Origin of the sequence: Sellimonas caecigallum, assembly GCF_019754295.1 — a bacterium.
GTDB lineage: Bacteria > Bacillota > Clostridia > Lachnospirales > Lachnospiraceae > Sellimonas > Sellimonas caecigallum.
Map to the genome: position 1 here is coordinate 64929 of NZ_VIRV01000004.1, position 24894 is coordinate 89822.

A 24894-nucleotide genomic window follows, 5' to 3' on the forward strand; every position below is an offset into this window, starting at 1 on the left:
TATTTCATTTGATACGGATGTCTCTCGACATCGATTGACGATTTCAAACCCACCGTTTCCGGTGTTCAGCTACTCCCTTTCGATTGCTTACGCTTACTATAGCATGTTTACTTTTGTCTGTCAATTTCCTTTTCTCTTTCCAATACAGAAATATGCTATTGACTTTCCGGATGTTCCAGGTCCACATTGTCTTTGTATATAAGAGTGTTAAACGCTCCGCCAAGCAAGATCACATACATGCAGAAATAAAGCCAGAGCATGACAAGAACAATGGTTGTAAGACTTCCATACATCGTGGAAAATCCCTGAAAAATATCCAGATACACGGAAAAGACAAGTGACAGCACCTGCCATCCGATCGCTGCAAAAACTGCCCCCGGTATCTGATGTTTCCATTTCGTCTTTTTTTTCATATCCGGCAAAAAACGGTAGAGAAGCAGACAGAAAACAACCATTACCCCTGTCATGAGCATTGTCCGGATCCGAATAAGGAAATCCATCGCTTTGATAAGGACCGGCACATGAAACTGCACAAAAACACTGATGCGATTTCCGAACACTGCAAGAAGCAGACACAGGACGATCACAAGCAAGAACAACACTGTGTAGACAGAAGACCGAAGTCTCAGATAAAAATAATTCCGTGTTTCCTTGCTTTCATAGATACAGTTCAGTCCCGATGTCACAGCAAGCACACCCCGTCCCGCTGACCAAAGCGCCACAAGAAGCGTTACCGGAATGATTGCTTTTGACTGATTATACACTTCATTTACTATGGACATGATAAATGGAATGATGGATTGCGGAAGGACCTGTTCGATCGCATCTTTGATATTTGTCCTCGTAATGGGCGTAAACTGTATCATAGTCATCAAAAGCAGTATGAAGGGAATCAGCGACAGCACAAAAAAGAAGGCGGACTGTGCCGCATATGCACCCAGATGACTCTTCATCACTTTTCCCTGTATTTTTCGTATTGTCCCGAATATCCTTTTCATTTCTCTCCTCACTCGTTTTCTATTTTCACTCCGCTGTAAAACAGGGAAAGTATCGTTTTATAGTCTTTTCCTCTTTTTGCCATCTCATTCGCACCATTCTGGCTCATACCGATCCCGTGTCCATATCCCCCTCCTTCGATATGGAACACATCGTTTTGTCTTGTAATCTCAAAAAATGCACTTGGCAGGAGCCGGGAACCTGCGGCCTTGGATCCGTCCTGTCTTGTGATCTCATACCCGCTTCCTCCAAGAGAGGAACGGATCTTATTTTCTGTCTTTACGGTATGCTCTCCCTTTGTGCCGGTTACTTTCATTTCCAGAGCAATATTGCCCTCTCCGCGTTTTGTAATTTCGATGTTCTGGATCATCCCTACATCTTTTCCTGTATTCAACCCAAAAAGATTGGATAGGACTGTTTGCGGGATATCGCAGCTCCAGGAAAACCAGGGAAGTGCTTTTTCGTAGCACTCGCCGTTTTCTGAAATTTCGGAACCTTTCAGATATTGATTTTCTTTTCCTACAGTCGTGCCCCATGCTTCCACATTTGTTGTGTGACCGCAGGATGTAGAAAAATAGTAGGCCTTCACGGGTTTCCCATTAAAAGTCAAATATTCTCCTTTTGTGGCGTCCACAGCCTGGATCGTTTTTTCCTGCTCTTTTGAGTTTCCGTACACTTGGTACGCTGTACTGTCGTCCACATTTGCCCGATATTGCGGATATGCCTCTCCCTGCAGATGGCAGTATGCATAGCTTCTGGCACAGACAGCCTGTGTCTTCAATGCCTCCATCTCATATGAGGCAGGCATCTCGCTTGGAACAACCCCGTATAAATACTCTTCCAGGGAAAGCTCATTTACAACTGCAATACCCTGTGCAGTTTTGTAAAGTTCCATCGTTCCTCTGTAGGAAGGTGTTCCATATCCTCTTTTGAGGCTTTCCACCACGATCTTGTCCCCATCGGCAGCGGGAGCAACCCGGATTGTCCCGTTTTGAAACATCGCATCATCGGGTCGGATCGAAGCGCTCTCCCCTGCATTTATCTTTTTCGTCTCTTTTCCGCCTGTGAGTACAAGACCTTCCTTGGCGGATACTGTGATTTGTGCATGTACTTCATCGAAAAATCCATTCGTCTTCAGAAGAACACGTATAGAATCTTCCGTTTCTGTTTTTGATTCCATTTTCTCAGAAGACTTTTTGTCCGCACTCGCTTTTTTGTTCTCCTGCACCTTCTGCTCTTCCCCTGCCCCGGTAGCATTTCCAGTCACTGTATGTATAAGTCCCGCAACGAAAAAAAGCGCCAGGATCAGCCCACCAAAATAATAGAGAAATCTTCCGTTCCAATTATTCCTCATCGTTTGCACCTTGTCCGTTTCTTTTCTCTTAATGTATGACTTGAAAACTTTGTATATGTCTTTGTCCAAATGATTTTCACTATACTGAAAAGAGCAGCCGTAAAACGACTGCTCCTTATCTTTTGCAGATTCCCCAAAATGCCGGCTCCTGTATTTTGACTCCTAGCAGTCTGCTAGGTGGGCAACCGCATCTGCTTTTCTGTCTTCCACTGAATCGAGCTGAGGCCTGACATATTACAGAGATATAGGAATCCCGTTTAAAGTATTGTAGGTTCAAAATTACAAGAGTTGTCGTACATTTCAGGTTTGTATTTATTATAACGTATTATCCCACATGTTTCAATATTTATTTAAAATCCTTTCCTGTAAAGAAAGGAAATCTTTTCCGAAAAGCTGAGATTTCTTTGTATTTGCTTTCTGACGTTTTCACATATTTTCCAGAGATTTCTCTGCTGCTGTCGGTTTGCTTTTCCATTTCCAAAAACAATCTCGTAGGCTTTTTCCAGAACAACCTCACTTTCTTCCCGTGGGATCCCATATATTTTTTCCAGTATCTCAGCCGTCTCCTGCACGTCTTCCGAAAGTTCTTTCCCCTTTTGCTTCCAGGAAAGCAGATCGAAAAGGAATCTGTATATATCTAGGTAGTGTCCTTGTTTGTCCCGGTTCTTCCTGAGTTTTCGCCACCTCCGCTCACGAAGGAGAACAGCTGCGGCACCAACTCCTACAAGCAAAATCCCGATTCCGCATGAAGCATACAGATTTCTTTTTTCCCGCACAGAGATACCGCTTCCAGGATTTTCCGTATTCTGCCCCGGATCATCCTCCGATGTGGCAGCCGGATCCGTCTGAGGAACTTCCGAAGGCTGTTCCGGTATGTCCTGAGGCGATGGCGTATCTGGCTCCTGCGGCGTCTCGGCCTGTCCATTCTCCTGCGATATTCCAGCAGGTATCCCGGCAGAAGGAGTCACTTCCACAGGCATCCACCCAAGTCCATCCACATAGATTTCTGGCCATGCATGTGCCATGCTGTCGTCAAGCACCGCTTTGTATGTTCCGTCCTCTGTCTCTTCAAACTGTTCCGGTCTGGCCACATACCCCGATACAAAACGTGCAGGGACATCATTGATGCGAAACAGCATGACTCCTGCGGATGCAAAATGGACACAGTAGCCCTTCTGATTTTCCACAAACCATGTAAGAAAATCTTCCCCTCTAGGCGTCCTTCCCGGGCTTTTCGTATAAATAGCCATATTTCCCAGCTGATCGCGGATATTTCCGGCCATGGAAACAATATCTGTCTCGTACACGCTTCCTGCCATATCATCAAAAAGCTGTTCCGTCTCCTTTGGCACTTCCGTATAAAGATCTCTTATGGCTTCCAGATACTCCTGATCCTCGCCTGTATCTTCAAAAGAAGGGAAATATTCCAGATCTGTCACTTCCTGCACAAGCACAGTGTCCGCCTCGTAGTCTGAGGCATTCCCTTCTGCATACAGATCATAATAGTATGACTGATCTCCTCTGCTGATATACGGAATGTATGCATATCTGCTGTTTGCCCCAATCCTTCGGATCTCTGTTTTCATCGTCTGCCATCCATAATATCCCGCATTGTCCGAAGCCCGTGTGAACTCCCTTTCTCTCTGCCTGGCCAGCTCATTTTCCCCCAGTCCTCCTGTATCACGGGTTCTTTTCCACTCATTATCTTCATAGACTACGCCGACGTATCCCCGAAGATACAATGTCTGCTCTGGAAACTCTGAAAGGACAATCTCCAGCTGATCTCTCCCGCTCTCTCTCACTTCTTCCACATCTCCAAGCCGACCGTCCGACACGCCTCCTGCCGCCGTGTCCCCGTAAACAAAAGACTCTGCATATTCCCAGATCGGAACCGGGTTTTGAAATATCTGATCCAACACGATCCTCGGGAAAAACATTCCCGCAAAGACGGCAGCCGCAGCTGTGACTATCACATACCAGCCAGCCCTTTTCCGGTCTGGCATGACGAGGAACAGCACCGAAAGACCCGCCGCCAGCGCTCCAGCTCCATCCAGTGTATTTCCTGTCAAAAACGGAAGTGCGCAGATACATCCCACAAGAAGGATCCCGGTCACTTTTTGCCCCCGATACCCCCAGAGAATCATCAGTAAACACAGGATGGCAAGGCAGAGAAACAATATTCCGAAAGTCATTTCCACCGTCCCAAAAGCGGACACCTTTTTTGCCGGATACATATTATTCCGAAAATAAGTATCCATACTTTCAAAAATCGGCAGAACGATCCCATCTGCAAGGATGTTCCATAGCTTTCCTCTCAAAAGTACAGATATTACCGCAAAAGGAGCCACTCCAAGCAGAATACATAGTTTCTTCTGTCTTGTCAGCACATATGGAAGCCAGGCGGCCATCCCAATCACAGTCCCTAACATGATGACCGGAACAAAAAAGTAAAATCCGGTCACGGAGACTACCGCCCGAATCAACGCCATGCCGGCAGCTGCGGCCGCAAAAAGGCTCATCAGCCCCTGCTGGATCGTTGTCTGTTGTTTTTTTCTCTTTTTACTCATATTTCCCCTGTCTTAAATAATCAGTACAGTTTCTGCCAGTTTTTCTTTTACCTTGTCCCGCTGGAACCGGATTTCCTCCTGGAACGTCCCACTGATGGTCAGGTTATCCTGAACAAAGAGGGCCGATCGATACGGTTCGTGAAACTCGTGTCTGTACTCTTCCTCGTCGATCCGGTCAAAATCAGACACTCCGACTCCTGCAAGCGCTACAAGCCATTCATAATACGTTTCTTCGTCTTTGATCAATCTGCGCACCCACCTGCCCGTACGCTTCTCCTTCCAGACAGTATAAAACCAACATTCCTCGTCAAGTATGGCCCGTCCCGCCGACACGGCTATCCGGAGAAAGTCCTGCTGATTCTCCTCTCCCTTTTCCTCATCTTTCCGTCCAAGAAAGAGAATAACCGAAGCGCCGATGGGACAGCTGAACTCCTTCATGTAAAGCTCATCTGATCGTGCGCTCAGCTTCCAGTGAATTCTTGAAATCCTGTCCCCCGGACGATAAGAACGGACGTCAAACACCTCGGAACTATCGTCCCCGCCCCGGTCTTTGTCGTACTCATCACTTTCCACAAGAAAATTTCGGGTCGCCTTGGTAATCTCTGCAAACACAGGGTAACACTTCGGTATTACGCGGATTTCTGCAGCCTCCCTCTCTGCTTTCCGAAGGGGAATCCAGAACATTCCAAGGGCGTCCGCCGCACAGATTTTTTCCGGCAAAAGTATCTGTCTGCCACACCCTTCCGCCTCGAAAGGACAGAGAACCGTCTGTTTTCTTCTTTTCCCCAGGCTGTTTACGAAAAATTTTTGTCCTCTGATCCGGAACCGGATATCCGGTGTACGCACCTTTCCCCTGTTTTCTACAATAAAGGGGATATCCAAATTCTCTCCTTCCTCTGCGATCTGAAATCCTCCCACAGGCAGAACAGCAATCTTCCCCTTCCATAACCGCACCGTTCCATACAGAAACAAAAGGAAGAGAATCTCCACGGAAAGAACGGAAGTCCCTTCTTCCCATTCATATACAAGATTCAGATAAACGGTAAGAAGCATAATGCTGAAATATACGGCCTTTTTCATATTCAGTGTCCTTTCCTCACAGACGGCTTCTCCGTCTTTGCCAAGACTTCCTTTATCACATCCCGTGACGTTATCTGTACGGCCCTTGCCTTGGCGTTTACAAAAATACGGTGGACTGCCACATTCGGGAAAATTTCGGCAACGTCCTGCGGAATACAGTAATCTCTTCCGCTCAGGTATGCCATGGCCTTCGTCACTTTGGCAAGGGCAATGGTTCCCCGAGGGCTTATCCCCATACGAACCATAGGATGTTCTCTTGTAGCACCGATAAGCCTCCCGATATAGTCATAGATCGCATCATGCATATAGATATCCTCCACTTCACTGCACATTTCGATCAACATCTGTTTTCCGATGATAGGACGGATCTGTTCCACCGGATTTCCTTTCTGATTCCCCTTCACGATATCGATCTCTGTCTGAATATCCGGATATCCCATAGAAATGCAGATCATGAAACGGTCAAGCTGTGATTCCGGAAGCATCTGCGTTCCCGCGGAACCATATGGGTTCTCTGTAGCAATGACAATGAACGGATCCGGGACTTTTCTTGTAATCTGGTCTACCGTTACAGTACCTTCTTCCATCACTTCCAGAAGTGCAGACTGTGTCTTTGGGGATGTTCTGTTGATCTCGTCTGCCAGAAACAAGTTGCACATGACGGCTCCAGGCTGATAGGTAAATTTTCCTGTGATTTTGTCATACAGGGAAAATCCCACGATATCCGCCGGAAGGACATCGGGAGTAAACTGTACCCGGTTTCTGTCAAGCCCCATGCATTTTGAAAAAGCCATCGCCATGGTTGTCTTTCCGACTCCCGGAATATCCTCAATCAATACATGGCCTCCCGCCAAAATAGCCGCCATGACCTTCGTTACACATTCCTCTTTTCCTATGACTGCCTTATTGACTTCTTCAATGACTGCTGCCGCAGCATTTTCTTGATATTCTTTCCCCATATGTTTTCTCCCTTTTTATTTTCATTATACCCTTTTCCCTTCCTCTCCACAATACGCAATACCCACGTGGATAACAAAAGGGAGCTCTGTTGAGCCCCCATACATTACATATCAAAATATTCTTTTCGCAGCCTCGAAGTAGTGATCATAAACCATATAAGAACAATAAGCAGAATCCCAAGGGAAATCCACACTCCAAGATTTGTTCTCGTCTCCGTATACGTTGTCACAAAATCAAAGATTCCGACAATCAGAAGTGCAATCCCTAGAACCAAAAGTTTCGGCGCAGCCTTTTTCCGGTATTCTTCCTGATTTTTACATTTTCTTACATTGATATCCTTTGGAAGGAGTACAGTCGTACAAATGATCCCTTTTTTTACCATCCGGTACCATCCCACGATACAGTAAATCCCACAGACCGTTCCTACGATTCCCCATATCAAATCAAAACTGTTCATAAATGATTACCTCAATCCCAATATTTCTTCCACTGTTTTTTTCATATCGCACACATCACATTCTGCCGTGTGACGGATCGGTGCATTGCGTATCTCCTCCGCCGCCTTTGGAATCTCTGTCATGGACACTTCTTTCAAGTCGTCCATCAGGGAGAGTCCGCTTTTTCCGGCATATTTGTCCGGATCGATTGCATGGAGAACACTTTTTGCAAATTTATATGGACTTGCTGTGGAAGCAATGACCGTCTTTGTCTCGTCCCCGCTTTCCTTCCGGTATTTTTTATATACCGCAGACGCCACGGCAGTATGAGGATCCAATACATATCCAGTATTCCTGTACGTATCATGGATGGCATGCCTCATCTCTTCTTCGGAGGCATATCCTGCAGCAAAACCAGATAGTTCTGCCTTCATCTTGTCACTGATGGCATACCTGCCCTTTTCTTTTAATTCCTCCATCAGCTCTCTGTTTTTTCCAGTGTTTCTTCCGGAAACCAGATAGATCAGGCGTTCCAGATTGCTGGAAATCAGAATATCCATAGAAGGCGATTCCGTTAAAATGAATGTCCGGTTACGGTCATAGACGCCGGTATCAAAAAAGTCAAACAACACTTTGTTTTCGTTGGATGCGCAGATAAGCTTTGCAATCGGAATACCCATCTGCCCGGCAAACCAGGCTGCAAGAATATTGCCAAAATTGCCCGTCGGAACTACCACATTGATCTTTTCCCCTTCCTGGATTTCTCCGTTTTTCAAAAGTTTAGCGTAGGCGTAGACGTAGTAGACGATCTGCGGTACAAGTCGTCCCACATTGATGGAATTAGCCGAGGAGAACTGATATCCTGCTTTCTCCATCTTTTCCTTCATCTCTTTATCTTCAAACATAGCCTTTACACCGCTCTGGGCCTGGTCAAAGTTTCCATGGATTGCTACTACTGCAGTATTGTCCCCCTTCTGTGTGACCATCTGAAGTTTTTGCACTTCACTGACTCCGTCCTTCGGATAAAAGACGATGATCTTTGTGCCTTCCACATCAGCGAATCCCGCCAGGGCTGCCTTCCCTGTGTCTCCGGATGTTGCTGTAAGGATCACGATCTCATTTTTGACATTATTTTTTCTGGCCGCCGTCGTCAAAAGATGAGGAAGAATAGAAAGCGCCATATCTTTGAAGGCGATCGTCGCACCGTGGAACAACTCCAGGTAATAGACCTCATCCACTTTTGCAAGCGGCGCGATCTCCTCCGTATCAAATTTTTCATCATATGCGTTCTTAATACAGCTTTTTAATTCTTCCTCTGTGAAGTCAGTGAGAAATTGCTTCATGACCACGTATGCAGTCTCCCTGTAATCCATCTCTTTTAACTCTTCCATGCCCACTGGAAGTATCGGAATCCTGTCCGGCACAAAAAGTCCTCCTTCGTCGGAGAGCCCTTTCAGTATCGCTTCCGATGCCGTCAGCATCACATTTTCATTTCTTGTACTTTTATAAAACAACTCCATAGCATCTCCTCCTCATTGATGCGTAGCAAACACACGATTTTGTCGGGAATTATACCACATTCCTCGCTGGAATTCAATCGCTTTATCGCTTTATCATGCTAAATCTCCGTTTTTCTTCTCCGGAAAAGGATGAAAAAGACGGAGCTTACCGCCATCAGAATCGGATAGTACAGATATGGCATGATCTCAAACGGTGTAATCTGTGTCAGGGTTGCTGCAGACAGAAGCTGAGCTCCGTACGGTATGAGCCCCTGCCCTACGGAAGTGAAAATATCCAGGAGAGACGCGGAACGCTTCTTGTCGATCCCAAATTCCTGGCTGATCTCCTTTGCGATAGGGCCGGCCATGACGATAGCCACCGTATTGTTCGCCGTACACATATCCACAAGAAGAGCAAGACCTGCAATCCCGAATTCTCCTCCCTTTTGTCCGCGGATATTCTTGCGGATCAGGTTCAGTATAAATGTGATCCCGCCCATTTCTTTTACAAGCGACACGATACACGCTACGACGATGGAAATGACCGTGATATCATACATCCCCATGATACCGCCAGTTCCGTCCGCCCCCTGCGCCACTACCCGAAACAGGTCTGACAAAGCGATGGATCCAGATACGGCTCCGATGATCAAAGACAGGACAGTACCGGTCATCAGAACGAGAAATACATTAAATCCGATCAGAGCGCCAACTAAAACGACCAGATACGGCATTACTTTCCAGATATTGTAAGACAACTCTTCTGTGGCCTTATATTCCCCTCCTGCTGTCAGGACGAAAAAGATGAGGATTGTGACAATGGCTGCCGGAAGGACAATAAGAAAATTCTCACGGAACTTGTCCTTCATCTCACATCCCTGTGTCTTGACTGCCGCGATCGTCGTATCGGAAATCATGGAAAGATTGTCTCCAAACATCGCTCCGCACACGACTGCTCCGATACATATCGGAAGAGCAAATCCTGTCTTCTCACTGATACCTACGGCGATGGGAGCCAACGCGGCGATCGTCCCCATGGACGTTCCCATTGAGACGGAAATAAAGCATCCGATCAAAAATAATCCCACAACTGCAATATTAGGCGGAAGAATAGAAAGTCCCAGATTTACTGTACTGTCTGCTCCCCCGGCTGCCGTCACTGCTCCGGAAAATCCGCCCGCACAGAGGAAGATCAGACACATCGTAATGATATTGTCCTCTCCCACTCCCTGTGCGATAATATGGATCTTTTGATTGAAATCATGTTTTCTGTCCTGGATAAACGCCACAAACAGAGCGATCAGGAATGCAAGGATCGCAGGCATCGCGTAGAAATCCCCCGTGATAAACCCGGATCCCAAAAATATGACAAGGAATACTCCGATTGGCAGGAGCGCTGCCGCATTCCCCTTTGTCTGTTTTTCATTCATAATGTTTCCCCTTTCACTGTAAATTATCTTCTATGTCGAAAACAGGCGCAACACTTCATAAATGCTGCGCCTCGTAGTTTTCCATCATTTAGTTTGAACCGCTTTTTACTTTTTCATTTGTATAGCTGACAAGGCCGCCCGCAGAGATGATCTTCTGCATGAATTCCGGAAACGGCTGTCCCTGGTACTCTGTTCCTTTCGTGCGGTCATAAATCTTTCCGCTGTCAAAATCGATCTCCACCTCGTCGCCGGCTTCAATTTCCATAGCCGCTTCTTTGCACTCGATGATCGGCAGACCGATGTTGATGGAATTGCGGAAAAAGATTCTGGCGAACGTCTCCGCGATGATACAGCTTACACCCGCTGTCTTCAGGCAAAGCGGCGCATGTTCTCTGGATGATCCGCATCCGAAGTTCTTTCTCGCCACAATGATATCGCCCGGCTTTACTTTGCCTGCGAATTCCGGATCAATATCCACCATGGCATGAGATGCCAACTCTTTCGCATCAAAAGAATTCAGGTAACGTGCCGGAATGATCACGTCTGTATCTACATTGTCCCCGTATTTAAACACATGTCCTTTTGCTTTCATCTTCTATGCACCTACTTTCTCTGGATTTGCAATATATCCTGCGATGGCGCTCGCTGCCGCTGTCTCCGGAGAGGCCAGATAGATCAGGGAGTCCACATGTCCCATCCTTCCTACAAAATTTCGGTTTGTAGTGGACACACATTTCTCTCCTGCCGCCAGAACACCCATATGTCCGCCCATGCAAGGGCCGCAGCTCGGCGTGCTGAACGCACATCCCGCATCTACAAAGATTTCTGCGATTCCTTCTTTCAGACACTCTTTATAAATCTTCTGTGTCCCTGGAATCACGATAACTCTCACATCCGGATGCACTTTGTGTCCTTTCAGGACAGCCGCCGCTCTTCTCATGTCTTCCATCCGCCCGTTCGTACAAGATCCGATGACTACCTGGTCGATCCGGATCGGTTCCATCTCCTCGATCTCATCGATCGTGTGAGCGTTCCCCGGAAGATGCGGAAATGCCACTGTCGGTCTTACTTCCGCCAGATCGATCTCGATCACTTCATCGTAGATGGCATCTTCATCCGGAGTATAGATCTTATATTCCTTTTCGGAATGTTCTTTCATATACGCTTCCGCCTTTTCATCCACAAGGAAAATACCATTCTTTGCACCTGCTTCTATGGCCATATTTGCCATTGTAAACCGGTCGTCCATCGAAAGATTGGAAAGTCCTTCTCCTACAAATTCCATGGATTTGTAGAGCGCTCCGTCTACCCCGATCTTTCCGATAATGTGCAGGATGATATCTTTCCCGCTCACAAATTTCCCAGGTTTTCCTTTCAACACAAACTGAATCGCAGACGGCACTTTAAACCACAGCTCTCCCATAGCCATGCCGGTAGCGATGTCTGTCGTCCCTACGCCTGTAGAGAATGCCCCAAGCGCTCCGTATGTACAGGTATGTGAATCTGCACCGATGATACACTCTCCCGCAACTGTAATTCCTTTTTCCGGGAGAAGTGCATGCTCGATTCCCATCTGTCCGATCTCATAATAGTGGGTCAGTCCCTGTTCTTTTGCAAATTCCCGGATTGACTTGGAATTCTCGGCAGATTTGATATCCTTGTTCGGTGTAAAATGATCTGGCACAAGGACTACCTTGTCTTTGTCAAACACTTTATCGGCCATCTTTCTGAATACAGGCACTGCCATCGGCCCGGTAATATCATTCGCCATTACAACATCCAATTTCGCTTCGATCAGCTGTCCCGCCTCCACAGACTCAAGTCCCGCATGCGCTGCAAGGATCTTCTGCGTCATTGTCATTCCCATATTGTACGCGCCTCCTCTGTCACTTTTCTAAATATTTTATCACATTACTGTATTCATGTGCAAGAAAAAAATAGAGCGCATTCGGTTTTCCCTGCTGTATACGTCTCACAATTTTGTTTACGCTTCAGATTATTTATTATATAATATTAAAGTGCGGCAAAGTTCGGCACGGTTTATACATATTCCGACAGACTGCCGGCCGCACACTTGCAAAGGAGGAGAGAAATGAATCTGAAAATGGGAAAAAACCGACAGACCTACACAGTAAAATCCATTCGTCTCGAGCTTGCCCTTGAGCGCCGCCTGGAAGCACTTGGACTTACAGAAGGCGCGCCGGTTACGATATTGAACAATGACAAGAAGGGAGCTATGACGGTGCGTTTCCGCGGCACACGTTTTGCTCTCGGCAGAAGGATCGCCGAACATATCGATGTGGAGGAAAATGTATCATGCCAAACTCCAAAACAGTAAACGTTGGTTTTATCGGAAATCCAAACTGCGGAAAGACAACCCTCTTCAACGCCTACACCGGGGCAAATCTCAAAGTTGCAAACTGGCCTGGCGTGACAGTGGAAAAAAAAGAGGGAATGACAGAATACGAAGGACAGAAAATCAAGCTTACAGACCTTCCTGGAATTTACAGCTTAACTTCCTACACGATGGAAGAGACCGTTTCCCGGGAATGCATCATGAGCAGCGATATCGATGTCATCATCGATGTGGCGGACGCTTCCTCCCTGGAACGCAACCTGTATCTGACTTTGCAGCTCATCGAGCTTGGAAAGCCGGTCATCCTTGCACTCAACATGATGGATATCGTGGAAGAACGCGGCATGGAGATCGATCTGCACCGCCTCCCGGAAATGCTTGGCATACCATGTATCCCGGTTTCCGCGAGAAAAAAGACCGGTCTTTCTATCCTGCTTCATGCCGTCCTGCACCACGAAGGGCTGACCGGTCAGGATCCGCTGATCCATCATCACGCGGAGAAAGAACAGCAGTCCTCACACAGGCACAATCATCACAATGAATACGCCATGGTTTACGATGACATGATAGAGGACAAGATTGATATCCTCATCGACCGGCTCACTGCCGAAAATCCGGATCTGCCAAACAAAAGATGGCACGCCATCAAGCTTCTCGAACACGACGAGACCGTCATGAAACAACATCCTGTAGACTTGAGCGGGATCGCAGACCGAAGCTATGAGAAAGATATCATCAATCAGAAGTATGACTTTATAGAAGAAATCATCCAGGAAGTGCTTGTGAACAAAGACGCAAAGGCAGCTTCCACAGACAGGATTGACCGTTACATGACGGATAAATATCTTGGACTTCCGATCTTTCTTGCAATCATGGCCTTTGTTTTCTTTGTTACCTTCACAGTAGGAGACTGGATGAAAGGATATTTTGAACTTGGGCTTGTATGGTTCTCAGACCTTGTCTCCGGAGCGCTTTCTTCCGCCGGTACAAACCCGCTCCTGCAGTCTCTTGTGGTGGATGGGATCATTTCCGGAGTAGGCGGGATCCTGACCTTCCTCCCCAACATCTTCATCCTGTTCCTGGCGCTGGCTTTTCTGGAAGACAGTGGATATATGTCACGTGTCGCATATGTCATGGACGATCTGATGGGACACCTGGGTCTTTCCGGGCGCGCTTTCATTCCGCTGCTTCTGGGATTCGGCTGCTCTGTCCCTGCAGTCATGGCTTCCCGCGCACTGGAACATCCAAAAGACCGTCTTAAGACGATCCTTGTAACACCGTTTATGTCATGCAGCGCAAGACTTCCTATTTATGTATTGTTTTCATCCATGTTTTTTGGAAAATATAAGATGCTCGTCTGCTACTCACTGTATCTTCTGGGCATCGTTGTGGCTATCGCAGTCTCTTTTATCGTATCGAAACTTGATGGAAGCAAAGCAGAACAGACGCTCCTCATCGAGCTCCCGGAATATAAATCGCCGAACGCGCACACCATTTTCATCTATGTGTGGGAAAAGGTCAAAGATTATCTTTCCAAAGCCGGCACCGTCATCTTCATCGCATCCATTGTCATGTGGGGCATCATGAATCTCGGTCCTCACGGTGTGGTGTCCGATATTTCTGAAAGTTTCGGCTCCATCATCGGCAAGGCGATCGAGCCGGTTTTTGCCCCTGTGGGTCTCGGATACTGGCAGATTATTGTAGCTTTAATCTCGGGTATCGCCGCAAAAGAAGTGGTTGTCTCAAGCTGCAGCGTACTGTTTGGAATCGCCAATATTACTACTGCTGCCGGAATGAGTTCCATGGTAGAGGTGCTCGGATCCATGGGCTTTACAGCCATCAATGCCTATGCACTTATGGTATTTTGTCTTCTGTATGTGCCATGTATGGCGACAATGGCCACCATCCACCGGGAAGTGGGGAAGATGCGTATTACCATCGCTTTTGCAGCTTTCCAGCTTGTGACTGCCTGGGTATTTGCCTTCCTTGTCTACCATATCGGACTTTTGCTCTTCTGACACATATTTTCAAAAAAACAAATTCCACACATTAGCGGGGAGCCCCAACTTTGTAAGGGACTCCCCGCTTTTTCTTACTTTTTTCGGTTATTTCTTCACAGAAATTTTTTTATGATCTTCAGATGCTTTTTAAATGGCGGATACCGGAATGGAAGATCTACCCGAAGAGACTTCTTTAAAATACTCTTCTCATGCGTAAAGGTATCAAAACTTGCCTTTCCATGATATTTCCCCATGCCGGACTGTCCGACACCTCCAAATGGAAGATAAGGGGTCGCCAGATGTACGACCGTATCATTGATGCAGCCTCCTCCGTAAGAAAGCCGTCTCACAATGTACGCCTCTTTCTTTTTGTCCTTGGTAAACAGATAAAGCGCCAGCGGTTTCGGCTGTGCATCGATAACCGCAGCTGCTTCTTTCAGATCATAGTATGTCATTACCGGCAGCACGGGACCGAATATCTCTTCTTTCATGACTGCATCATCCCATGTGACACCGTCCATGATAGTAGGTTCAATCTTGAGAGCGGATCTGTCGGATTTTCCTCCGTATACGACTTTATCCGGATTGATGAGACCGCATACTCTTCGAAAATGTCTCTGATTGATGATTGTTGGATATTCCGGGTTGGAAATCGGATCCATCCCGTACATTTTCTGTATCTGCCTTTTCATATAATGCAAAAGTTTTCTTTTCACACTGTGCTGCACGAGCAGATAATCCGGTGACACGCATGTCTGTCCGGAATTCAGAAATTTTCCCCAGACGATCCTCTTGGCAGCCATCTTCAGGTCTGCCGTCTCATCCACAATACACGGGCTCTTTCCCCCAAGCTCCAGACTTACCGGAGTTAAATACCTCGCTGCTTTCTCCATCACGGATTTCCCCACTCTGGGACTTCCGGTAAAGAATATATAGTCAAACTTCTCATTCAGGAGCGCTTCATTTTCTTCCCGCCCTCCTGTGATCACAGTCACATAGCAGGATGGAAACACTTCTTTTATCATCCTCTTTATGATCTCCGATGTACGCACCGAATATGCCGACGGTTTTAATACCGCGCAGTTCCCGGCGGCTATCGCTCCGATCAGAGGAGCCATGGTAAGCTGAAACGGATAGTTCCACGGCGCCATGATCAAGACAACACCATACGGTTCTCTGTAGATAAAAGAGGTGGAAGGGAACTGACTGGCAGGGGTCTTTACATATCTTGGTTTTGCCCAGGATGCAAGATGCCGCATTGTGTGCCGAATCTCTTCCTTGACCATGCCTATCTCGGTCATATAACCCTCTGTCTCAGATTTTCCAAGATCCTGATTCAGAGCACGAATGATATGGGATTCATTTTCATCTATCCATCTCAAAAGCTTTCTCAGATAAAAGAGACGGAACGCTGTCTTTTTTGTCTTTCCTGTCTTAAAAAACTCTTTCTGTTTTTTGATTAATCCTTGGTATCCCATTTCTGCTCCTTTCCAGCTGATCATCTTTGCATTTTTTCTTTTTTCGCTTCTCTGAGATACGGAATCTCTATCGGATCGATCGGGTCGATCGGACTTTCCACTTTCATCTTTTTGTGACGGCTTCTTCTTTTCAGAAGCTCACCGCCCTTATTATAAAACCAGAAGCTGTATACGAGCAGCTTATTTACTTTTCCGATCTTGTCTTTTACCGTCTTTTCGTAAAATCTGCCTCCGGCTTCCATGATCTTTCCTTTCCTGATCAAATCGATCAGTTCCGTCTCACAAGTGGCATATCCATCGATCAGCGTGTACGCCGTACTCACGCACTCTATCTTATGGGCATCACTTCCTCCGGTCCCCGGTTTTCCGTATTTTTTTGCGAACTTTACCGCCCCGGTGTTGGATTCCATCGACTCGCACGCATTGAACACTTCCACAAAATCAAACCTCTTGATCAACTCCGGAGATTTGTAAAACCGTTTTGTGTTCGTAAAACTTAAATACTTCTCCCCGCATGGATGAGCAGGTCCAAGAATTCCTCCGTTTTTGTGTACGAGATCGATAAGCATCGCCAGAGGCATTCCCCGCATTTCCAAAAGCCTCATTTTCCTTCCCTCCGGCATAATGACAAGAAAATGTCCCGCGTCGCGCGTATCATACTCTATGCCTTTAAACACAGCAAATTTTTCGTATTTCTTTCCTTTGATCTCTTGTTTCCAGTAACGGTAGCCATTGTACGTATCGTGGTCTGTGATTACCATCCCGTCAAAACCGTTGTCCATCAGTTTCTCGATATATTCTTCCAGCCCCACCTTGCTGTCGATCGAACCTTCTTTTACATGACAATGCATATCTATCTTCATATACAAGCCCCCTTTACTATAGGCTTATTATACCCTTTTGCCAGAAAACTAGCAATGCGATTCTCTTTTTTCTCAATTTTCATCTACTCTTGCGTTTCTGTCTCTTCATCAATATCCAAAACGCTTCTTGCACTCTCGATCTCAGACTCTACAGATTTTTTCTTCCGAATCTCTCCTGCCCTTTTTCTTTCAATTCTGGCAATCTTTCTGTATTCCACGATGTACTGAACTGTAATCCCAACTATCGCCAAAACAAGACAGGACAAATATAAAACTATCCTGTTTGATGGATCGATGAAAGCCGTGAGGGCCGCTCCCCCCATCACACTGCCAGCGATTCCTGTAACCGGTATAATAAGTGGATTTAAAAACACCGCAGTCAGGATCCCAAAGACGATGCCGACTGCTCCCCCGATGGCCCATACGATCCAGGATGGATCAGGGACGAGCAGAACGACGCTTCCTGCTGCCGTACACACTGCAAAGAAAAATGCTCCAAATCTCAGGAATACTGCCTCGAGAACGCACAGCACGATTCCCACAGCAGCGCTCACTCCCAGAAGGCTCATACCATCAAGCCCAAGGAACCAGCCAGCTGTAAATCCTCCTGCTATCCCGACAACCAGTCCCTGGATTCCAAACAAAACTCTCCTGCACTTTGCCCCTGCAAACAACATTAGGAGCGCCACTGCACCCAGTACAGCTCCAACCGGTATGCCCCTTTCTGATATCCAGCCAATAAGAGAAAAATCTTGTATCTCTGTCTCAAAAATCCGTTGTCCGATATTCTCCACAGTCTGTGTTATATAATCCATGCGCATCTCTCCTTTGTGCTTTTCTGCTTTAATCCTGTAAAATCATTGTAATACAAATCTCTGATATCCGCAATGCCAAAAAAAGCACTGTATCCCCGCACATGGGCCATACAGCGCTTTTTCCATATTTTTTTCCGATATTAAAATGCAACCTTTCCGGAATCGGTTCCGTTTACCACATAGTAAACTGCCGCTTCTTCCGGTTTTACATAAAGATTGATCTCTTTGATATCTCCGACCTTTTTCCCGGATGCCTTTGTCCAGTCTTTCTTCACTGCTGCGATCATTTCCTTTTGTTCTACTTCTTTTCCGAAATACTGAACATATGTTTTTACTTTAATTTCTTTTTTGGCCGGTTTTCTGCCCGGTTTCTTTGCCGTCTTTTCTTCTTTTTTTTCTTCTGCAGCAGCTTCTACTTCTTCTTTCTTTTCTTCCACTGCTGCCTTTACTTCTTGTGCAGCTTCGTGCATTTCTGCTTTTGCTGCTTCTGCTTTTGCAGTTACCTTAGCCAATGCTCTTTTCCTTGCCATGATAGATAATCCTCCTGATACTGAATGTTTGTCTCTAAAATTTACACATTCCCATGTCTTACCAAACTAGCTGCACAATATTATATCACATTTTTCTTAAAATGCAAGAAAACGCATCATCATCTTTCCGACGTGAATCTGTATGAAGTTGTCGTCTCGTAGACTTCTCCGGTCTTGCAGATCGGCGCCTCAAAATTTTCATGATGGATGGCATCCGGATAGTACTGTGTTTCAAAACAGACTGCCGCATGCTTTCCGTACGGCTTTTTCCCTTTTCCGCAAGATTCCTCCAAAGCATTGCTTGTATACATCTGCATTCCCGGAAGATCCGTAAAAACTTCCATCGTGATTCCTGTTACCGGAGATGTCGCTTCCGCCACTTTTTTATATTTTCCCCGGTTGTTCAGACACCAGTTGTGGTCATAACCTCCTCCAAAGCTAAGCTGTTCATCCTGCTCATCAATACCGCAGCCAATCGCTTTCTTTTCCCTGAAATCCATCGGTGTTCCATCCACAGAAATTTTTTCCCCTGTCGGAATCAGGGACGCACTGATTTTCGTGACAAAATCAGCATCAATCCACACTTCATGGTTCGTTACATCTTCCATTCCTTCGCCATTCAAGTTGAAATAGCTGTGATTTGTCATGTTGATGATCGTATCTTCAGACGTCACGCCACGGTAGGAGATTTTCACTTCGTTGTCCTCCGTGAGCGTATATGTAACTTCCATCCGAAGATCTCCAGGAAATCCCTGGTCTTTGTCAGGACTAAAAAGCGCAAACGTAACCGAATGAGAATTTTCTTTTTTCACTTCCCACAGTCTCTTATTATAAAAATCCGGTCCGCTGTGCAGATTGTTTCCATTCTCATTTTCTGCAAGCTCATATCTCTTTCCGTTCAGTTCAAAAGCCGCATCTGCGATCCGGTTGGCATTTCTTCCTACAATAGCCCCTAAAAATGACGTCCCCGCCTCATATCCCTGGGCGTCATCGTATCCGAGAACGACATCTTTTTCTTCTCCGTTCTTGTCTTTTACGATAACATTCACAAGGGCAGCCCCAAGATCTGTCACGGAAATCCTCATTCCATTTTCATTTTCCAGCGTGTAAAGTACAGCTTTTTTTCCGGAAGCTGTGTTTCCAAATTCTGTTTTTTTCATGTCTGCAACCTTCTGCCTTGCCGGCAGTCCTTTCTTCCACTGTTCTCTTTTCATTTTACATCAAAATCCTTTTTATGAAAAGGAGAAAGTCCTGCACCGCAGCGATGCTGCATTGCAGGACTTTCTGTTGATTTTCCGATCTATTTGCGATATGCAACGCTGTTCCAGCGAAGTTCGTTCTTCAGATTGCGGATCGTTGTATCTTTGTCGATATATACCGCTTCGATTCCCATCATAGCAGCCCAGTCTCCCATCTGTTCTGATGTCAGGTCATATGAAAATGCCGTGTGATGAGCACCTCCGCTTAAGATCCATGCTTCTGCCCCTGTCTCAAGATTCGGTTCCGGTGTCCAGAATGCAGTTGCTACAGGAAGTTTCGGCATCGGTTTTTCAGTCTTCTTGCAGTTCACATCGTTGATGATGAGGCGGAATCTGTCTCCCAGGTCGATCAGGGATGTCGCGATGGCCGGTCCTTCTTTTGATGTAAATACAAGTCTTGCCGGGTCTTCTCTGTCTCCCATAGACAGCGGATTTACTTTGATGCCGATCGGTCCTTCCGAAATGGACGGACAAACTTCCAGCATATGTGCCTGCAGGATTCCTTCTTTTCCAGGGACAAGATTATATGTATAATCTTCCATGAAAGATGTTCCTTTGGCGTCCTTCATTCCTTCTGTCATGATCTTCATGATACGGACCATAGCTGCTGTCTTCCAGTCTCCTTCTCCTCCGAATCCGTATCCTTTTTCCATCAGTCTCTGGATTGCCAGTCCCGGGAGCTGCTTCAGACTGCCAAGATCTCCGAAATGTGTGACGATAGCCTGATAGTTCTTTTCTTCCAGGAAACGTTCAAATCCGATTTCAATCTGTGCCTGCACTGCCACGTGCTTTTTAAATTCTTCCGGATCTCTTCCTTCCAGGAGGATATCATATTTGTCATAATATTCTTCCACAAGGGCATTTACGTCCCCCTCACTTACATCCTGAACTGCTTCTGCGATCTCATTGACCGGATATGCATCCACTTCCCATCCGAATTTGATCTGTGCTTCCACTTTATCGCCATCTGTTACAGCCACATTTCGCATATTGTCTGCGACTCTCATGACACGAACATGGCTGCTTTCAATGACACCGATAGCTGTCCGCATCCAGGATGCAATCTTTTCCTGTACTTTCACATCAGACCAGTGTCCAACAATGACTTTTCTCTCGATATCCATACGTGTAAAGATATGTCCAAATTCACGTCCGCCATGTGCAGACTGATTTTCATTCATGAAATCCATATCGATCGTATCATACGGGATCTCCTTGTTGAACTGTGTATGCAGATGAAGCAGCGGTTTTCTGTATTCCTGAAGTCCTAAGATCCAGGATTTTGCAGGGGAAAATGTGTGCATCCATGTGATAACGCCCGCACATGTTTCATCTGTGTTTGCTTCGTTGAAAGTCTTTCTGATGAGTTCATTTGTAATCAGCGTCGGTTTCCAGATGATCTCAAACGGAAGTACTCCGGATGCATTTAGTGCTTCCACAATCTTCTGAGAATGTTCTGCCACATGTGCAAGGCATTCATCTCCATACAGATCCTGTGATCCTGTACAGAACCAAAACTTGTAATCTTTTCTCTTTAACATATCGTTTCTCCTCCTTTATGATATATCATTTTTATTTTTGTCCGTAATATGCGCCTGCTCCGTGCTTTCTGTAATAATGTTTGTCCTGAAGCTCCTGCGGTGCCGGCTGAACTTCCGGATTGATCATCTCACATCTTGCCGCCATCTTCGCCACCTCTTCCAGGACAACTGCGTTGTGCACCGCCTCATGTGCATCTTTTCCCCATGTGAATGGGCCATGATTTTTGCACAGCACTGCCGGCATTGCCATGTACTCTTTGTCTTTAAAATGTTCTGCGATCAACACTCCTGTATTTTTTTCATACGCCTCTTCGATCTCTTCTTTCGTGAGATTTCTCACACACGGAATTTCACCGTACATATAGTCCGCATGGGTCGTTCCATAACACGGGATCCCTCTGCCAGCCTGAGCCCAGCTTGTCGCCCACGGCGAATGTGTATGTACGATCCCACCCATGTCCGGAAAATTTCTGTAAAGTTCCAGATGGGTCGGTGTATCGGATGATGGGCGCATTGTACCTTCCACCTGATTTCCGTCCAGATCCAGCACTACCATGTCTTCCCATGTCAGTTTGTCGTAATCCACACCGCTTGGCTTGATCACGAACAGTCCGCTCTCTCTGTCGATCCCGCTTACATTCCCCCACGTAAATGTCACAAGACCATACTTTGGCAAAAGCATATTTGCTTCATATACTTCCCTTTTTAACTGTTCCAGCATTCTTTCGTCTCCTCCTTTTCAGATATTTGTGATGACCTTTACCGAATTTCTCATGATCAGTTTCGGCTTTAGTTCCACTGATTCCACGCCTTCATTGCCGCGGATCCTTTCAAGTATCTTTTCTCCTGCCACTTTTCCAAGCTCACGGATCGGATTTTCCGCTGAGGTAAACGGAATCTCACAGAATCGTGCGAGATCGGAGTTATCAATCCCGGCAATAGACAAGTCTTCAGGTATCCGGATTCCCTGTTCCATACAGATTCCCACGAGTTTATTCGCCACCTCGTCGTTATAGCAGACACAGGCAGTACAGTTTCGGATCCTTCGCAAAATCCTTCCACAGTCTTCTCTCATACCTTCCAACTCATCGGAATCGATCCATATAATCTGTTTCCCTTTGACTTTGATATCTGCCTCCATAAGAGCTTCGACATATCCGGCATACCGCGCATGTCCCTGACCATCGTCCGCCTTGAAAATGCCCGCAATTTTCATATGTCCGCAATCCAGGAGGTGCTGTGTGACCATCTTTCCGGCCATCTTGTCATTGAGGCTCACATGAGGGATCCGAAGTTCCTTGTAGAAGCTATTGATAAAGATAACCGGAATTCCCATCTGTTCCAGCTCCTGGTACAATGCAAGATTCGGATTCGGAATTCCGCTCTTTGTCGTCTCTGCTATCAGCCCGTCGATGGATTTATCCTTGATGAAGCTTTTGAGGATCATCCTTTCTTTTTCAATCGCATTGTTCGTGGCGGCAATCTGAAGCGTATAGCCTGCATCGGAAATGACTTTTTCCATCTCTTTTACGATCAATGGAAAGATATAGATGTCCAGATAAGTACACATGACCGCGATGCGCATCGTCTCCTGCTTCTGTTTTCTCCGGATCTCAATATACGTTCCGCTTCCCCTTATACTTCTCGTGATCTTCTCTTCTTCCAGAACAGCAAGCGCTCTCCTTACTGTCTGCCGGCTAACGGAAAATTGTTTCTGCAGCACACTCTCTGATGGGAGTTTGTCCCCTTGTTTCAGCCGTCCCGCGTGCATCTCTCCTTTGATCCATGCCACGACCTCTTCATATTTCTTCTGCATCCACTTCTCAGCCTCTCTTTCCTTATATTTAAACTATATCCCATAACACCTGTTAATACAAGTTGGAGTCTTATCCAAATTTGTCTTTGACCTTTTGTCTGTATTTCTGAAGTTGTATTGTTTTTTATCGTCTCACTTCATACATATTTTCTGCATTCATTTTTACCAAAAGAAAAAAAGTGCATTTTCATATAACGAAAACACACTTTTTTCTTTCATTTCATTTTTATCTCTGTTTTTTCCAGCTATTTCAGATGATCCACCGCTGCCCGCTCAATAGCGAACCCTTCTTTGTAACGTTCGATAAATGCATCGAATCCGTCCACGTCTTCTTTGTCCGGCTGCATTTCTTCTCCTGTCTCGCCTGCAAAAACTTTCTCGTTCAGATAATGATCCAGGCTTTCTCCTTCTGCTTTCTGTATCATATAAGAGGCAAGAAGGGCGATACCCCATGCTCCTCCTTCACCCGCTGTCTCCATGACAGAAACAGGGACATCGATGGCACCCGCCATAATCTTCTGACCTACGCCTTTCGTCTTGAAAAGTCCCCCATGTCCATAGATCTTATCAAGCTTTACACCTTCTTTTTTCAGAAGGATGTCCATACCTACTTTCAAGGCTCCAAGGGCAGTATACAAGTGTACTCTCATAAAATTTGCGAGGTTAAAATGGCTGTCCGGTGTTCTCACAAAAAGAGGTCTTCCTTCTTCAAACCCTGTGATATGTTCGCCCGAGAAGTAGTTGTACGCAAGAAGTCCTCCGCAATCCTTCTCTCCCTCAAGGGCTTTTCTGTAAAGAGTTCCATAAAGTTCGTTCATATCGGCCTTGATTCCGAATGCATCCATAAACTCACGGAACACATTTACCCATGCATTCAGATCGGATGTGCAGTTGTTGCAGTGTACCATGGCCACAAGATCTCCTGACGGAGTTGTCACAAGATCAATCTCAGGATACACGGAAGACAGTTCTTTTTCCAGCACCACCATAGCAAAAACGCTTGTCCCGGCAGACACATTTCCTGTCCTTCGGGCTACACTGTTTGTTGCAGCCATACCTGTACCGGCGTCGCCTTCCGGCGGGCACATCGGAATCCCGGCCTCAAGAGTTCCTGTCGGATCAAGAAGTCTTGCTCCTTCTTCCGTGAGGATACCTGCCTCTTCCCCTGCCGTCTTCACATCCGGAAGCAGCTCTGCAAGATGCATGTCGTATCCTTTTTGTTTTGCAGCTTCATCAAACTGTGCGATCATCGTTTTATTGAACCGGCCGGTTTCGATATCAATCGGAAACATTCCGGATGCTTCCCCTACTCCGAGCACTTTCTGCCCTGTCAGTTTCCAGTGGATGTATCCTGCCAGTGTGGTAAAGAACGTCACATTTTTTACGTGTTCTTCGCCATTTAGCATTGCCTGGTACAGGTGCGCGATGCTCCATCTCTGCGGGATATGGTAGCTGAAAAGCGCTGTCAGCTTTTCTGATGCCTCTTCCGTTATCGTATTTCTCCATGTACGGAACGGCACAAGGAGATTGTTGTCCTTATCAAATGCCATATAGCCGTGCATCATGCCGCTGAATCCGATTGCCCCAAGCCTGTGCACATCCACGCCGTACTTTTCTTTGACATCCTGAACCATATCCCGATAGCTTGCCTGCACACCATTCCAGATATCGTCCAAAGAATATGTCCAGACACCGTTCTCATATCTGTTTTCCCACTCATGGCTTCCGGATGCTATCGGAGCATTGCAGTCATCGATCAAAACGGCCTTGATTCTTGTAGAACCAAGCTCGATCCCAAGAACTGCCTTTCCCGATTCAATGATGTTTTTTATCCTGCTGATATCCACGCTCATTTTCCTTCCTCCTTCTAGTCTGCACTTTTGTGTTATTATACCATTTCCTGTTCTCTCTCA

General features: G+C 46.2%; 21 protein-coding genes and 1 other RNA gene. 2 read left to right on the forward strand and 20 right to left on the reverse strand.

Annotated elements, in window-relative coordinates:
• Positions 1 to 155: 155 nt before the first annotated feature.
• The 11 genes from FLB61_RS04455 to leuC form a co-directional block, all read right to left on the reverse strand.
• Complete coding sequence (locus FLB61_RS04455; protein ID WP_087198869.1) at positions 156 to 998, reverse strand: YihY/virulence factor BrkB family protein; 843 nt, start codon at positions 996 to 998, stop codon at positions 156 to 158.
• 8 nt (positions 999 to 1006) lie between these two features.
• On the reverse strand, positions 1007 to 2350 hold the full coding sequence (locus FLB61_RS04460; protein WP_221919499.1) for a SpoIID/LytB domain-containing protein: 1344 nt from the start codon (positions 2348 to 2350) through the stop codon (positions 1007 to 1009).
• A gap of 126 nt (positions 2351 to 2476) precedes the next feature.
• A non-coding RNA gene (gene ssrS / locus FLB61_RS04465) (6S RNA) lies at positions 2477 to 2660 on the reverse strand.
• A gap of 40 nt (positions 2661 to 2700) precedes the next feature.
• Positions 2701 to 4917 (reverse strand): transglutaminase domain-containing protein, encoded by a 2217-nt coding sequence (locus tag FLB61_RS04470; protein ID WP_221919500.1) that lies wholly within the window; start codon positions 4915 to 4917, stop codon positions 2701 to 2703.
• A gap of 12 nt (positions 4918 to 4929) precedes the next feature.
• Positions 4930 to 5997, reverse strand: a complete 1068-nt coding sequence (locus tag FLB61_RS04475) for a DUF58 domain-containing protein (RefSeq protein WP_221919501.1) — start codon at positions 5995 to 5997, stop codon at positions 4930 to 4932.
• A gap of 2 nt (positions 5998 to 5999) precedes the next feature.
• The gene (locus tag FLB61_RS04480) at positions 6000 to 6956 is read right to left on the reverse strand and encodes an AAA family ATPase (protein WP_221919502.1); all 957 of its coding nucleotides are present in this window, start codon (positions 6954 to 6956) and stop codon (positions 6000 to 6002) included.
• Positions 6957 to 7060: 104 nt separating this feature from the next.
• Entirely contained in the window at positions 7061 to 7414 is a 354-nt protein-coding gene (locus FLB61_RS04485; RefSeq protein ID WP_087198865.1) for a hypothetical protein, read from the reverse strand.
• Positions 7415 to 7420: 6 nt separating this feature from the next.
• Positions 7421 to 8914: a threonine synthase gene (gene thrC / locus FLB61_RS04490; RefSeq protein ID WP_221919503.1), complete on the reverse strand. Its 1494-nt coding sequence runs from the start codon at positions 8912 to 8914 to the stop codon at positions 7421 to 7423.
• 98 nt (positions 8915 to 9012) lie between these two features.
• Complete coding sequence (locus FLB61_RS04495) at positions 9013 to 10323, reverse strand: Na+/H+ antiporter NhaC family protein (RefSeq protein WP_221919504.1); 1311 nt, start codon at positions 10321 to 10323, stop codon at positions 9013 to 9015.
• 88 nt (positions 10324 to 10411) lie between these two features.
• On the reverse strand, positions 10412 to 10915 hold the full coding sequence (locus FLB61_RS04500; RefSeq protein WP_221919505.1) for a 3-isopropylmalate dehydratase small subunit: 504 nt from the start codon (positions 10913 to 10915) through the stop codon (positions 10412 to 10414).
• Positions 10916 to 10918: 3 nt separating this feature from the next.
• The gene (gene leuC / locus FLB61_RS04505) at positions 10919 to 12190 is read right to left on the reverse strand and encodes a 3-isopropylmalate dehydratase large subunit (RefSeq protein ID WP_087198861.1); all 1272 of its coding nucleotides are present in this window, start codon (positions 12188 to 12190) and stop codon (positions 10919 to 10921) included.
• 225 nt (positions 12191 to 12415) lie between these two features.
• Here leuC and FLB61_RS04510 point away from each other — a divergent pair, with 225 nt between their 5' ends.
• Positions 12416 to 12661 carry a FeoA family protein gene (locus FLB61_RS04510; protein WP_087198860.1) on the forward strand — a complete coding sequence of 82 codons (246 nt, stop codon included), beginning with the start codon at positions 12416 to 12418 and terminating at the stop codon, positions 12659 to 12661.
• Complete coding sequence (gene feoB / locus FLB61_RS04515) at positions 12640 to 14697, forward strand: ferrous iron transport protein B (RefSeq protein WP_221919506.1); 2058 nt, start codon at positions 12640 to 12642, stop codon at positions 14695 to 14697. The genes FLB61_RS04510 and feoB overlap by 22 nt, the downstream gene beginning before the upstream one ends.
• 95 nt (positions 14698 to 14792) lie before the next feature.
• Here feoB and FLB61_RS04520 read toward each other — a convergent pair whose 3' ends face one another.
• From FLB61_RS04520 to FLB61_RS04560, 9 genes are all read right to left on the reverse strand, one after another.
• Positions 14793 to 16181 carry an aldehyde dehydrogenase gene (locus tag FLB61_RS04520; RefSeq protein ID WP_246599108.1) on the reverse strand — a complete coding sequence of 463 codons (1389 nt, stop codon included), beginning with the start codon at positions 16179 to 16181 and terminating at the stop codon, positions 14793 to 14795.
• Positions 16178 to 17020, reverse strand: a complete 843-nt coding sequence (locus FLB61_RS04525) for a PHP domain-containing protein (RefSeq protein ID WP_087198858.1) — start codon at positions 17018 to 17020, stop codon at positions 16178 to 16180. Before FLB61_RS04525 ends, FLB61_RS04520 begins: the two co-directional genes overlap by 4 nt.
• An 83-nt stretch (positions 17021 to 17103) precedes the next feature.
• Positions 17104 to 17835, reverse strand: coding sequence for an ABC-2 transporter permease (locus FLB61_RS04530; RefSeq protein WP_087198857.1), 732 nt, complete (start codon positions 17833 to 17835; stop codon positions 17104 to 17106).
• 140 nt (positions 17836 to 17975) lie between these two features.
• Positions 17976 to 18365, reverse strand: coding sequence for a DUF6465 family protein (locus tag FLB61_RS04535; RefSeq protein WP_087210898.1), 390 nt, complete (start codon positions 18363 to 18365; stop codon positions 17976 to 17978).
• Positions 18366 to 18484: 119 nt separating this feature from the next.
• The gene (locus FLB61_RS04540) at positions 18485 to 19525 is read right to left on the reverse strand and encodes an aldose epimerase family protein (protein WP_087199214.1); all 1041 of its coding nucleotides are present in this window, start codon (positions 19523 to 19525) and stop codon (positions 18485 to 18487) included.
• A gap of 140 nt (positions 19526 to 19665) precedes the next feature.
• A complete protein-coding gene (gene araA / locus FLB61_RS04545; protein WP_221919507.1) occupies positions 19666 to 21165 on the reverse strand; it encodes an L-arabinose isomerase in 1500 nt (499 codons plus the stop codon).
• Positions 21166 to 21196: 31 nt separating this feature from the next.
• Entirely contained in the window at positions 21197 to 21886 is a 690-nt protein-coding gene (araD, locus tag FLB61_RS04550; protein ID WP_087198854.1) for an L-ribulose-5-phosphate 4-epimerase, read from the reverse strand.
• Positions 21887 to 21904: 18 nt separating this feature from the next.
• Positions 21905 to 22981 carry a GntR family transcriptional regulator gene (locus FLB61_RS04555; protein WP_087198853.1) on the reverse strand — a complete coding sequence of 359 codons (1077 nt, stop codon included), beginning with the start codon at positions 22979 to 22981 and terminating at the stop codon, positions 21905 to 21907.
• A 245-nt stretch (positions 22982 to 23226) separates the two neighbouring features.
• Positions 23227 to 24834 carry a xylulokinase gene (locus FLB61_RS04560; protein WP_221919508.1) on the reverse strand — a complete coding sequence of 536 codons (1608 nt, stop codon included), beginning with the start codon at positions 24832 to 24834 and terminating at the stop codon, positions 23227 to 23229.
• Positions 24835 to 24894: the final 60 nt, after the last annotated feature.